This window comes from Pedobacter sp. (genome assembly GCF_035566355.1).
Taxonomy (GTDB): Bacteria; Bacteroidota; Bacteroidia; order Sphingobacteriales; family Sphingobacteriaceae; genus Pedobacter.
This window is the reverse complement of the sequence record NZ_DATMRL010000588.1, coordinates 16,539-30,282: the sequence shown is the minus strand read 5'-3', so window position 1 is coordinate 30,282 and position 13,744 is coordinate 16,539. Positions and strand designations below refer to the sequence as shown.

The 13,744-nt window shown below is 39.0% G+C and carries 8 protein-coding genes; all 8 read right to left on the bottom strand.

What is annotated here, in order from left to right; translation table 11 throughout:
* Nucleotides 1–260: 260 nt before the first annotated feature.
* On the bottom strand, nt 261–1,076 hold the full coding sequence (locus VNZ46_RS23145) for a hypothetical protein (protein WP_325563052.1): 816 nt from the start codon (nt 1,074–1,076) through the stop codon (nt 261–263).
* Between the two features lie 153 nt (nt 1,077–1,229).
* Complete coding sequence (locus tag VNZ46_RS23140) at nt 1,230–2,720, bottom strand: SusD/RagB family nutrient-binding outer membrane lipoprotein (protein WP_325563050.1); 1,491 nt, start codon at nt 2,718–2,720, stop codon at nt 1,230–1,232.
* Between the two features lie 17 nt (nt 2,721–2,737).
* Nucleotides 2,738–5,980, bottom strand: coding sequence for a SusC/RagA family TonB-linked outer membrane protein (locus VNZ46_RS23135; protein ID WP_325563048.1), 3,243 nt, complete (start codon nt 5,978–5,980; stop codon nt 2,738–2,740).
* A gap of 253 nt (nt 5,981–6,233) precedes the next feature.
* The gene (locus tag VNZ46_RS23130; protein WP_325563046.1) at nt 6,234–6,770 is read right to left on the bottom strand and encodes a lipid-binding protein; all 537 of its coding nucleotides are present in this window, start codon (nt 6,768–6,770) and stop codon (nt 6,234–6,236) included.
* A gap of 31 nt (nt 6,771–6,801) precedes the next feature.
* Entirely contained in the window at nt 6,802–8,322 is a 1,521-nt protein-coding gene (locus VNZ46_RS23125; RefSeq protein WP_325563044.1) for a SusD/RagB family nutrient-binding outer membrane lipoprotein, read from the bottom strand.
* Between the two features lie 12 nt (nt 8,323–8,334).
* Nucleotides 8,335–11,550, bottom strand: a complete 3,216-nt coding sequence (locus tag VNZ46_RS23120) for a SusC/RagA family TonB-linked outer membrane protein (protein ID WP_325563042.1) — start codon at nt 11,548–11,550, stop codon at nt 8,335–8,337.
* 265 nt (nt 11,551–11,815) lie between these two features.
* A complete protein-coding gene (locus tag VNZ46_RS23115) occupies nt 11,816–12,265 on the bottom strand; it encodes a hypothetical protein (protein ID WP_325563040.1) in 450 nt (149 codons plus the stop codon).
* A gap of 13 nt (nt 12,266–12,278) precedes the next feature.
* Nucleotides 12,279–13,742: a SusD/RagB family nutrient-binding outer membrane lipoprotein gene (locus tag VNZ46_RS23110; protein ID WP_325563039.1), complete on the bottom strand. Its 1,464-nt coding sequence runs from the start codon at nt 13,740–13,742 to the stop codon at nt 12,279–12,281.
* Nucleotides 13,743–13,744: the final 2 nt, after the last annotated feature.

Here is a 13,744-nt window from a genome sequence, read left to right as displayed (position 1 = left end):
AATAACCCTAACACCCTGCTAAACCTCTCTTCAAATCCTCCTCACTAACCTTTTCTGCTGTCCCCTTCCTTCCGAAGCGGGATGCAAAAGTAGAAAAAAAATCCCTACACGCAAACATATTCTCACTATTATTTCAAGTATCTCCATAACTCCCTTATTTTCAATTATAAAAACTTGAAATAAAAACCTGAAGGCTAAGGATCGAGGGCATCCCCAAACCAATACCATTACAAATTCAGATAAATCAATAAAACAAATGACTATTTATCTTTTGGCTTTGTAGCATCTGTCAAGGCTGCCGTAGCCCCAACAACCCCAACTACAGCAGTCAAAGCAATAACCTTCCCATATCCCGTCGTTTTGCTATTATAAAAAACATCAGAACGGTCTCCCATATAGAATTCCGTGCTCTTTGGGCTCCTTGCTGTTTGTATGGACTCTGAGATATAGAATTCCTGCTGGGATGGGATCATTTTTGATTCTTTACCTTTATCAATATAAATTGTCAAGTAACTTCTAAAAACCAATGGCGAATTATCTTTCGTGAATGCTGCCGATTTAACATAAAAAGATTCATCTCCTTTTTTTGAATAAGCAAGTCGCTTTTGAAACATATCATCAGAAACTGATAAAAAATTATCAGTAACATTCAGAAGCACCTTATCTATCATGGCATGCGGAGGAATAAAACTAGACTCTTCAGGTAAAGTGGCACTAGCATCCAATGTTCCTGTTCTATAATTTAAGTTAGAAAAGAGCGGATCCTTTGAACTCTCAAAAGAACCACCTATCTTAATTATATTACCCATATAATTTATTGCCTGGTCCTTTACAATTAAAGAAGATCGTTTCCAATCAATATATAAAGGATCATTCAGTTTATTTTTGATTTGAATCCTCAAAGGCGCATTTTGCCCATTGAACCTGTACACAATGGCCAGGGTATCATTTTCAAAAATAAAATCACCGGAGTTCAGATCTTTTTTAGTTGTTGTAGAGCTTACTGTATTGATCTGATATTTAGAACAGGAAGCAAGCAGGCAAGCCAGGCCGCAGAAGAGAAGTAATTTTTTCATAATATGGTTCATTTATGTGTATCAACAAGATACGAAAATATAAACCTCCCAAAAATGCTTTTTCCAAAATGATAAAGAAGTTACAAACTACTCTATTAATCAAAAAGGCCACCTGAAGAGGTAGCCTTTTTGATATAATAAACTTTAATTTAATTATGGAGCCGGAGTTACTACCGTATTCTTACCCCACCAAACAGGAACATCAATAGTTTGGTTACCTGGAAAGTTTAAGTTAGAAGTAGCCTCACTATTTGGATACAATAAACGAAGTGGCAATTTACCTGCAGCTAAGGTAGAAGCAACCGAAGTAATTAAGAAGTTAGGATATCCAGTTCTTCTATACTCGGACCAAGCCTCAAAACCCTGAAAACCACACATCGCATAGTATTTCTGAGTAATAATTGCCTTAACCTTTAACTCTACTGTTGATGCCGCATCAAACGCAGCTTGTCCATCTTGAGCATTGGTAAAATACGTAGTTGCATCACCGGCAGATAAACCCGTTGCAACAAAGCTGGCTGTTACACCGCTTTTAACAAGCGCAACGACATCACCAGATGCCCAGCCTCTTGCTACAGCTTCAGCCTGCAGGAAATAGCTTTCTGCAGCTGAAATCAATTTTACCGGCGCAGTGGCAGAGGTACCATTAGCTAAATTACCACCTACCAAAGAAGAAGGAACCGCAACAAGTTTAGCCACCCCAGAGGAGTTAAAGCTTCCCTGAACAATGGATTTTGCAGTTTGTCCTGCAACATCATCATAAAACTTATTTACCCTAGGGTCATTGTTTCTTGTAAATGCATTAACTGCTGTAGAACTAGCAACGAGATTCTGTGTATTTAAAGCCACGGTCTCATTGAAAAGCGGATTTTGGTTACCACCAACTGTTGAATATTTAATAGACGCATCAGCCGCGAGGAATGTTGCACCAGCAGCATAAAGCGCCTTAACTCCAGCCTCAGCTTTTGCAGGGTTTATTTTAGTTAACCTTAAATAAGCTCTAAGTTTTAACGTATTAGCAAAGGCAGTCCAGTTCGTAGGTGAGCCTCCAAAAACCAAATCCTGAGCACCAGGCGAATTGGAATTTATTGCTAAAAGAGCCTTTCCTTTATCAATATAATTAAAAATGCTGTCATATACCAATTCCTGGGTATCGTATTTTGGGCTACCAAAACCATTCCCTTGTAAAGCCTGGCTCAATGGCACGTCACCAAATGCATCTGTCGCCAGCTGATAAGTGTATGCTTTCAGAATATAGGCGATTCCCTTAGTGTATTCTAAACTTGTTCCCGGATTTTTAATAATCAAATCCGCATTGATCAAGCTGTTACGATAAATCGTAAGCCAAGGACGATCAAAACTTGTATTCGTCAATCTATACTGATCAACGCTTCTATACTGGGAAGCATTAGGACTTTGTGTCCAATATTGTGCATACATGCCTCCATACACCTGAAACGCATTCCCAACAACCTGTCCAACAGAAGCTTCCACAGTAGGTAAAAGCAAGTTAGGATCTGCACTGTCAGGATTGTTTGGATTTTGGTTGATATCCAGAAATTTCTTACATCCTGTCATACCAACTACCCCAATAAGAGCTAATAGAAGCAATCTTTTAGGATTATAAATATTTTTTGTTCTCATACTAATTGAGTTTTTGATTAAAATGAAGCTTTTAGGTTAATACCATAATTACGCACAGATGGCTGTGCAGTAAAGTCAAATCCCTGAAGATTTCCTGCTCCCGCAGAGTTGATCTCAGGATCTGCCCACTGGTTAGACTTAGGTGTCCAAATGAACAAGTTATTTCCATAAACACCTATTGCAAAAGAACCAAAAGGTGTACGTTTTAATTGCTCCTTAGTAAACGTATAAGAAAGGCTAGCAGAACGTAATTTCACGAATGAACCATCTACCATATCCGCACCGGCAGGCTCGCTTCCGTAATAATTTTGTTTGATATAACCAACAGAGGTATTTGGAACATATTTGCCACTAGCGTCTTTATAAACAGAATTAGGGAAAATTGCACCTATTCTCTGTCCTCCAGTTTCAGCAGAAACACCAGCAAAAGCAGTAATATCTCGTGTTCTTGAGAAGAATACCCCTCCTTGCTTAGTATCAAAAAGAACATTCAGGCTAACATGCTTGTAGCGCAAATTAGTTCCTAATGAAGCTTGATATTTCGGGTTGTAGTTTCCAACATATTGTGCTGTCGGGGTGCTCAAAGGAATACCTGTTTTGCTATCCACCACAGTTCTTCCCTGATCATCTGTTAAGGTTGTTACCGCATAAAACTCACCATAAGGTCTGCCAACAGCAGCAACAGCCGTCATCCCAGAAAAACCACCAATAGAAATTTGATCTACACCAGGCATTAATGACAATACTTTGTTGTTGTTTTTGGTATAAGAACCGTACATCTCCCAAGTTACATCACTTGATTTAACGATGGTTCCTCTTAAGCTTAACTCCACACCTTTATTCTGAACCTCTCCGGCATTTACTAAACTAAAGCCATATCCTGTTGAATTTGGAATAGGAATAGTCAGGATCTGATCTTTTGAATTGCTCTTGTAATAACTAAAATCAACAGAGATCCTGTTATCTAAGAAACCAAGCTCCGTACCAATCTCAAAAGCAGCTGTTTTTTCTGGTTTGAGGTTAATATTACCTAAAGTAGTACCTGCAGTAAGTGCAGCTACGTTACCGAAAGGAAAAACAGTACTTCCAAAACTTCCGTTAACTGTAGATTTAGAAAAGGTTGTTAATAGCTGGTACGGGTCAGTATCGTTACCTACCTGAGCCCAGCTGGACCTTAATTTACCATAACTCAAGATGTTGTTTATTGAAGAGTTTTTCAACAATTCGGTAAACACAAATGATCCACTTACACTAGGATAGAAAAAGGAATTGTTATTAGTTGGCAATGTAGAAGACCAGTCATTTCTTGCAGTAGCTTCCAAAAACAAAAAGTTTTTATAAGAAAGGTTCAAATCTGCATATAAACCAACTAATCTTCTTTTAGTAAGTTGATCAGTAAGAACATTTACCGGACCATTACTATTATTCAGGTTATACCATCCCGGTACAACTAATCCACCTGAAGCGTTAACTCCAGTACTTAAACTGTTTGTCTGTCTTTGGCGAATGTTGTTACCAATCATTATTGATCCTTCAAAATCATCATTGAATTTATGTGAAGCTGAAATCATCAAATCATGAACCAACTCTGTTACATTAAACTGATCGATTTGGTAATTACCGTTACTTGAGCGGGTATTTGTACCAGCATATTGTCCATCCGGATTGTTATCGATGTCAACAAATGAATATTTCGGAGCTAATGTACGGCGTCTATCTGAATAGGTATCGATACCTACACGTTCTTTAATATTTAACCAGCTATAAGGATTGTAAGCGATATTAAAGTTACCAGTAACGCGGCTTACATCATTTAAGTTTTTATAGTTTTGTAGGATCCAGTATGGATTTTGGGTATATGTACCATAATATCCATAAGAATTTGGATGTTTAACCCCTTTTGCATCTGTATAACCATAACCGTTATACTTATTGCTAAGATCAGCTAAAGAAGGCAAATCGATATCTCTAGGGGTTTGTAATACGTTATTGTAAACAGAACCAGCACCTTGTCCGCCACCTACTTCATTGGCATCAATTCTTGTATAATTGAAAGATACGCCAGCTGTAAATTTATTACTAAACTCAGAGGTTCCATTAAATCTAACACCATATTTATTGAATTGGTCATAATTACCTGGAAAAACACCATTAGAATTCAGTGAATTTAATCCTAAGAAATAAGTTGTTTTTTCTCCGCCGCCTGAAAAGCTTAAATTGTTATCAGTAGCAAAGCCTGTAGTGAAGAAATCCTTTACATTATTTTTTACTGCAGAATAGGGTTTAGTTTGACGAACGCCATCAATTTCCTGACCCCATGGTTGAACAACACCTGTAAAAGGAGCGCCCCAGCTACCATTTTCCTTAAAGTCAGTTATATAAGTTGCAGACTTTCCATCAGCGGAAACTTCATCAATATAACCCTGTCCATATTCATTTTGATAATCTGGTAATTTCAAAACGTTAGAAAAGGTATTTGACGTTGTAAAAGTGATCGAAGTTTTGTCTGCGCCTTTTGAACCCGTTTTAGTTGTGATCACCAAGGCACCGTTAGATGCACGTGAACCATAAAGTGCGGCAGCCGCCGGGCCTTTCAAAACGGTAACCGACGCAATATCATCTGGCGCAAGGTCATTACCTCTGTTACCAAAGTCAACACTCGCCAAAACAGAAGAACCTCCAATTACACTTGAGTTATCAATTGGAACACCATCCACAACAATCAAGGCCTGGTTAGAACCAGAAATAGAAGAACCTCCGCGTAATACTACCCTTGATGAACTACCAGGAGTACTTGAGCTAGAAGTTACGTTAATACCCGCAACTTTACCAGCTAAAGAGCTGATTACACTTGGGCTACCACCCTGTACCAACTCTTCATTTTTAATCGTTGGCGCAGAATAACCTAAGGTTCTTTTTTCACGTTTTATCGCATTAGCCGTTACAATAACCTCACCGAGGCTTTTTGCATCCGATTCTAAAGCAACATTAATTACATTTCCAGCTGCAACAGTTCTTGAATGAGAAAGATAACCTATTGAAGAGAATTCTATTTGAGCCCCGGACTCCGCACTAATAGAGAATTTACCATCGGAACCGGTCATTGTTCCGGTTTTGGTACCTTTAACTTTTACACTTACACCAGGTAATGGCAAGCCATCTTCTTTCCCTGTAACTGTACCAGTAATCGTCCGTTGTTGTGCCATTGCAGAAACCGCAAAAAGCATAAACACGAACAAACTTTGTAGAAGTTTTTTCATGAATTTTAAATTTAGGTGAATAATAATCGCCTAATATATTCGTTTATTCCATCCCCCGCAAATATTTTTTAACATTATTTAACATTTTTTTTAAGAAGACATAACATTATTGTGCTTGACTATTAAATATTGTAGCAAGAACATTCAATAAAAAACACACCCAGAGTAACTAATTCAACCCCATGAAATTCAACTAATAAAAAAAAGGCTGTCACCAAAAAATTGGTGACAGCCTTAAATAAATGAACAAGAGCTATCCTCTCGGAGGAATGTCCTCCAAAAATCCAGTCTTATGATAACCAGAAACCTTATAGGTCACTCCATTAACAATCAGATCAAAACTGATCGCATCCGAAGGTGTCTTCGACGCCGGTCCGGTTGTTCCATTAGTTATAATCTTTCCATTTGCAACACTAAAGGTTTTGACGGCGGCATTGGTGTTCTCGTTAGTAATGTTTGCCCCTGAAAAAGTCTGACCTCCTAAGTCCACATTAACTTTTCCCTTAACTCCTATGGGAAGACCGGGTACAGCAGTATCAGTTGCAACATGAATATTGTTATCAGTAAGCCCATTTGCCTGAAGCCACATTGCAGTAGAAGAATTATCCGCCGTATTAAAGGTGTAAATGGTGAGATAGAACCCAGTCCCATTATTGACTTTAACATACCAGTCACCTGCCATTTTTTCGACATTTGTCCCTCCTGCGGGAACCAAATCCTTCTTACAAGAAGAAACAGATAGCAGCACCGAAAGCAGGATTAACGTATTTCTTAAAATATATTTTTTCATTTTTTTTAAATCTTAATCTATTAACATCAGACTATTTACCCCACCAAACTTTAGTATAGATCGGAACCTCAGCTGGAGTATTGGTATTACGGCTTTTTTCATCATCAGGAAAAAGAAACCTTTGTGGAAAATTACCTGGTCCGGTTACACCATTAGCCGAATATACAAATTCGCCGGCATGATCTTTAGGATGGGCCGGATCCGTCTTGTCATTTCTATATTCAGGATCTGACGAATAAAAAGGGCTGGTTTTTGGATACCCTGTCCTGTTGCGTTCAAAAAATGCTTCCAGGGCGTGAGCACCAAATAAAGAAGCCCATTTTTGAACAATAATTGCCTCTATATTGGTTTCAAGTGTAGAAGACGCTGGATACGCATAACTCGCAGGGATATCAGCATCTGTTAAACCAGCCTGCGCAAATGCTGCACTCAATCCTTTTTGATACAGCGCGGCACCTGAACCAACACCAAAATAACGCTCACGAGCCTCGGCCTGCATAAAATAAGACTCAGGCAAGCTAATCAACCATGCCGGATCGGTCACTTTCACAACCGGATTTACAGCATCATTATTACCACCTAAATAATCACCCTGATCAATTGAAGGCACCGGATTTGGCGTTGCAAAGAAAGCTTCCGCTCTTGGATCCTGGTTCTTATCCAGCCAGCTGGTCAATGTTACGCTCGCCTTTAAATTATCTGGTGTATTTAACCTTCTGAAATTATACTCATAAAAAGGATTGCCTTTATCAGGAGTCGCAACAAAATTATTTACACCAGCATTTACATCCAGAAATTTGGCACCGTCCTGATATAACTTTTTAATTCCGGCTTCCGCTTCAGCAGGTTTGGCGTTAACCATTCTGAGATACATCTTCAGTTTTAATGTATTCGCGAATTTCTCCCAATTGTTCATTTGTGTTTCAAAAGAAGCATTTCCATGATCACCGAATACAAAATCAACTTTAGTTTGATCATCAGTATGGATCGTTCCTCTATAATCTTTAGCCAAGGCATCATCTATACTGGCAATCAGCGACTTATAAATTGTATAACCATCGTCAAACTTTGGTTGTAATATTGTTGTCGGCTGAAAAGCTTCAGTATAGGGCACTTTATCAAAAAGATCAACAAGCACCTGAAAAGTATAGGCCTTCATCACCGTAATCATCAGGTTGTACCGCCAGTCCTTTGCTGCCAATGCTTTCTGCCCAGCCAGATTATAATCATTTAAAGCTCCCGAATACAACTCGGCATATGGACCATTGATAAAAGTAGAAGAATTTGTTAAAGAATAGGCATCAACAGTCCTGAATTGACTCGCTCCATTACTCTGTGTCCAGAACTGGGCCCAAATCCCACCAACAATAGACAAGTCACCATTTATACGGCCAACACTTGACATTACCGCTGTAGGGAACAATACCTCAACAGTTGCTGATTCCACCGGAGGATTATTAGGACTGTGATTGATATCCAGCTTCTTGCAACTCAGCAAAACAAGCAGCATTGAAACCACTAATATTTTATTGTTTTTGAATATATTTTTCATAATTGTAGATCGCTAAAAAGTTACATTTAAAGTTAGCCCAAAATTCTTAGTAGAAGGACCACTCCTAAATTCTCCAAGCTCACTGGACAAATCATTACCGAGATTTGAAACCTCCGGATCAATCATCCTGTTCTCTTTTGGTAACCAGGTTAAAAGATTTCTGCCATAAACAGTAAGGGATGCCTTACTTGCACCAATCTTTTTGGCTATTTTTTCTGATAAAGCATAGCTCAAAGTAATCTCTCTAAGCTTTAAGAATGTCTTGTCTTTGATTAACTCCTTATACACCACACCTTTTCCGTCATTGGTATAGTATAAAGAGAAAAAGTTATTTTCGGTCACAGCTGTAGAATTTTCCTTGTACCCTGTCACCTGCCCTGCAGCATTTTTAACCTCAATTACAGAGTTTGGCCAAACCAATGGTCTTCTGTCATTATATAAAGTATTCTGAGCATTACCGACAAAGTTTAACAAGTCCGCTGTCCCTGAATAAAATACACCTCCTTTTTTATAATCAATAGCAAAACCTAATGTAAAGTTCTTATATCTGAAATTATTATTCAATCCCATGATAAAATCTCTTTGCGAAGTCCCATAAGCCTGATCATTAGCCGCAACCAGTGGAATACCGTTTGATCCGACAATCACATGTCCCTGAGCGTCAGTTTTAGGTACCGGTGCCTCAATCACACCAAGAGGTTGTCCAACGCGCGCTACCAACTTAGCATCATAAGCTGTTCTCAACACCACCTTGTCCAGGCCATCCGGCAACTCCAGCACCATATTTCTGTTCCTGGTAAAGGTATATACCACATCCCAGGAAATGTCCTTTGTTTTAATTGGCGTACCACTCAAAGCAAGCTCCACTCCTCTGTTACGCACTTTACCAAAGTTTACTATTCTAAAAACCACACCAGTACCAGGAGAAACCGGGATCGGGAGAATCTGGTCATTCGTTACCCTGTTATAATAAGTCGCATCAATCCCCAGGCGGTTATCGAAGAACCTAAGTTCGCCTCCAATTTCCGTTTCTGTACTGATCTCCGGCCTTAAATTACTATTGTTCAAAGTATTTGAAACGGAGTATCCCGGCACGCCATCAATCGGAAAAGCAATATTACCAAAACCAAGATTAACATTTCCTTTTGTAAGTGTATTATATATACTGTATGGATCCGTGTCACTACCCGTTTTACCATAGGCCAACCTTAGTTTCAGCAAGCTGATCTTTGCATTCTTAAGGTCAAAAGCTTCCGACAACAATAATGAAAGGTTTGCTCCAGGATAAAAATAGCTTCTGTTGTCCGGAGGTAAAGTAGAACTCCAGTCATTTCTAGCATTTAAGGTTAAAAAGGCATAGTTTTTATACCCCAATGTAGCAGAACCATACAGACCATATAATCTCCTTTGTAAAGAGGTCTGCGTTGTTGTTGGACTATTAGCTGAATTTTCAACCTGATAGAAGCCTGGAATGGCCAGATCTTCAATTCCGGTATATAATACCCTTGAACCACGGTCATTATAGTTTAATCCGATCAGACCATTGATGTCAAAATCCGTACTGATCTTTTTATTAAAAAGAGCATTCAACTTTGAATCATACTCGAAATATTTCTCGGATCCTTCAATAACATTACCAACATTCGCCTTTCTGGTTACACCTTCATCATTACCACCCCCAGACCAGCTTCCAGGTGTAGGCGCGTTTTTCGCATTCCAGATTTTGTCAACAATATTGTTGACATCAAAGCCCTGTTGAAATTGGAAACTCAACCAATCTGTGGCTTTTACCTTCAAATCGACATTACCATAAAGCCTGTCACTTTTAAAAGTTGAACCATTTTCGAAAACAGAATAGTAAGGGTTTTGCGCAAATGGACTAAAGTACCCATCTACGTCATAATAAGGGTTCGTATAATCCTTAAAATTTTTAATCTGGAAATCTATAGGAATCTGCAGGATGTCTTCATAGAAAGAAGAACCAATACCAGAATTCGCCTGCCCTGTTTGAACAGCCCTGGTGTTTTTTCCAACATAGTTCATAGATGCAGACAAACTCAAAGCCTTATATTTAGTAGATCCGTTTAGGCCAATAGTATTTCTTTTATAGGTATCATTATCTCCAGGTAAAATACCATTACTGTACACATTTCCATAAGAAAAACGGAAGGTAGACATATCGTTACCTCCACTCAAGGAAATGTTGTTATTAAACTCCTTTCCTGTATCAAAAGCGTCTCTAAAACTGTTTTTAGCTGCTACAAAAGGCTTTTCTTGTCTTACTCCGTTTATTTCAGAACCCCAAGGCCTCATTTGGCCATCTAACTTGGCACCCCAGCTACCATTTTCTGCGATATAAGCAAATTTACTAAATCCTTGTCCATACTGATCCTGAAGATCCGGCACAATAGAGACCTTTGTAAATGCAGCAGTACTAGAGAAATCCACCTTAAACGAACCCGCTTTACCCTTTTTAGTGGTAATTAAAATAACACCGCTGGATGCCCTTGACCCATACAATGAACTCGCAGCCGCACCTTTTAAAATGCTTATGCTTTCAATCTCATTCGGGTTAATATCATTAGCTGCATTTCCAAAATCATAGTTGTCCATCAAATCTCCAATACTGTTTGTTGGAGAGGTTCCACCCGGACGACTATTGTTGATTGGTACCCCATCCACAACATACAAAGGCTGGTTATTACCTGCGATAGAAGAAAACCCGCGCAAAACCACTTTACTCGATCCACCAGGCTGACCTGAGGTAGAAGAGATGTCAATACCCGCGACTTTTCCCTGCAATCCGGAAACCAGATTGGTTGGGGCAGCCCGGTTAATTTCTTCCGAACTTACCTGCGTAGAGGAATAACCCAATGTTTTTTTCTCTCTTGAAACTCCAAGAGCGGTAACAACTACTTCTCCCAGTGTTTTAGAATCCGTAGCTAAAGAGACATTAATGATATTTCCCGAGCCGATATCTACCGACTGGTTTGCATAACCAATAGAGGAGAACTCCAGCGCTGTGCCACCAGCACCAACCTTTATTGAATAAGTACCATTTGAATTTGTTGAGGTTCCTCCTTGGGCTCCTCTAATCTTTACTGAAACTCCAGGGATGGGCAAGCCATCTTCCTTTCCAGTAACTTTACCAGTGATTGTCCTGTCTTGAGCAATCGCCGAGCCAGCAATAGCCAAAAACAGAAACAAACTTAGTATTAGTTTTTTCATAAATAAATTAAATTTAGGTGAATATTAATTACTAAACTAACTAAACGCACCTTAGAAATGAAAAAAAATTTAACATTTTTTAACAATTCACAGACAGTAACCAGATTTATCGCAACTCCACTAGCAAGGATAGTCTTCAGTACAATAATCATAAAAACGTCCTTACCGACCAATGGGTTAGGGAATGGAGCATATCATAAGAAAATAAAAAGCCGTCTCACAATTGGCTTATGAGACGGCTTTAAGTAAAAAATACTTTTAAAATTTACGGCTCTATCAGAACATTTACTTTCTGGGCAGAAGCATTTGCATCCTGTCCGATTGTTAAAGCCTTTCCATCCGCAGTTTGTGCTTTGACCAACTTAAAAACGAAAGAAGCCGACGTTGCAGGAGGCGTAATAACATTTGCCGGGAGAATAAAAGAAACTATTGCCTCTTTGGCTTCTTTATTAAACACCACTGTTCCATTCGGAACATTTACAGCTCCCACAGCCGAGTAAGTTGCCGTAACCGTCTGCTGTATACTGGTTCTCATCTGCAGGGCAATATTTACCGTATCACCAGGAGCAGCTGCAATATCATCCAAACTTTCTATGGTTACATAAGGCGGCAGGTTATTGCCAAATCCAAAATTATCCCCTGGTGAATCATTCTTCTTGCAAGAATAAAATAGGATACCAGATAAAATGGATATTAAAACTATAATCTTTTTCATAATCAATTCTTAATTAAAGGTCAAACCACATTTTTTCTGTAAACACAATCCGATTTTTAGGCGCATTAGGATTCGTCGAAATTTCATTGGTAATAGGATATTCAAACCTCCTGAATAATGGTCCTGCTGGCGCTCCAATTGGAAGCTTTAACGCAGGTGTTTCGCTACCATCAGGACCAGATCTTCTCCATTGCGTAAAAGCATCTATTCCCCTATCCATTTTATCTACCCAGTGATGCATATCGATCAATTTCACTGCCGCTGCCGCCGTCATTGTTGTTAAATTCGGCAAACCACTGCTAAAAGTCTCTGCTGTTGTAGCATCTACACCATAAAATTTACAAGATTCCGCAACAGCCCTCATATATAAACTATTTGCAGCAACTAAGTTAACAGGTACACCAAGTCCGCGGGCCTGCACCTCTGCCTCGTAGAAAAGTTCCTCCTGGTAATCAAACAAAATTTCTGGCTCCGTTGCAGATTGTAATGATGGTGAAATTCTCACATTCACATTATCATCTGCTGTGGCTCCGTTCTCTACCCCATAATAATTGTCTGCGGCAGCAGGTTTAGCAAAGAATTTAGGCAATCTCGGATCGTTCAGAGGGCGCATAAAGTCTACAACATTTTTCGTTCCAAAGAAAAAACTAACATTTCCATTGTACTGCTCGCTCAAGGCATACTTAGGATTCTTCTTTCCGGAAACATCCTGATAATTAATCAAACAATTGTCCGTTGGTGCACTAATAAGATTACCTGCTGTAACAAGTGCCCCGATTGCTGCTGCTTTAGTTGGATCCTTATCTACCATGGTCATTAAAATTCTTAACTTAACAGAATTTGCTAACCTTCTCCACTTATTTAAATCACCACCATAAAACAAGTCATAATCCGTTATCTTAAGGGGGCTGGCATCATCAAATTGTTTTAAAGCAGCATCAAGCAGAGTTAAACAACCCTCCAAAACATCTTTCTGCGCATCAAATTTTGGATACTGAATATCAGTATTCCAGGCTTCAGAAAAAGGCACATCTCCAAAAACAGTAGTAATTTCATAACTAGCCATGGCCAAAACAACCTTACTTTGTGCAGCTGCATTATTATTTACAGGACTATTTGACTCCGCAAGTTTAATTGCTTCCTTTAAATTCGCCCCTACAGCTGTATAATACGTCCTCCAGGAATTACCATTACTAAAAGAGGAGATTTTATACTGCTCTTCCGATGGCACACCCCATCCTGTTGGATTATTTCCCCCGGTTGCAATAGATTGTCCGGCTAAAGCAAATGGAATATACAAATCACCACTTGACCTTAAATTAATGTAAGAAACCACAGCATAGGAGAAAAGCAATTTTGGATCGACTCTTTCTGCCGTATTTGGGTCTTTATTGACATCCAGATACTTTTTGCAGGAGGACAAGGAAAGGCCAGAGACCATTCCAAAAACCATTAAGTATATATATATCTTTTTCATTT

Excerpts from the sequence above, each read along its gene's own strand:
- VNZ46_RS23145 (WP_325563052.1), bottom strand. The coding sequence starts at position 1,076 with ATGAAAAAATTACTTCTCTTCTGCGGCCTGGCTTGCCTGCTTGCTTCC.
- VNZ46_RS23140 (WP_325563050.1), bottom strand. The coding sequence starts at position 2,720 with ATGAGAACAAAAAATATTTATAATCCTAAAAGATTGCTTCTATTAGCT.
- VNZ46_RS23135 (WP_325563048.1), bottom strand. The coding sequence starts at position 5,980 with ATGAAAAAACTTCTACAAAGTTTGTTCGTGTTTATGCTTTTTGCGGTT.
- VNZ46_RS23130 (WP_325563046.1), bottom strand. The coding sequence starts at position 6,770 with ATGAAAAAATATATTTTAAGAAATACGTTAATCCTGCTTTCGGTGCTG.
- VNZ46_RS23125 (WP_325563044.1), bottom strand. The coding sequence starts at position 8,322 with ATGAAAAATATATTCAAAAACAATAAAATATTAGTGGTTTCAATGCTG.
- VNZ46_RS23120 (WP_325563042.1), bottom strand. The coding sequence starts at position 11,550 with ATGAAAAAACTAATACTAAGTTTGTTTCTGTTTTTGGCTATTGCTGGC.
- VNZ46_RS23115 (WP_325563040.1), bottom strand. The coding sequence starts at position 12,265 with ATGAAAAAGATTATAGTTTTAATATCCATTTTATCTGGTATCCTATTT.
- VNZ46_RS23110 (WP_325563039.1), bottom strand. The coding sequence starts at position 13,742 with ATGAAAAAGATATATATATACTTAATGGTTTTTGGAATGGTCTCTGGC.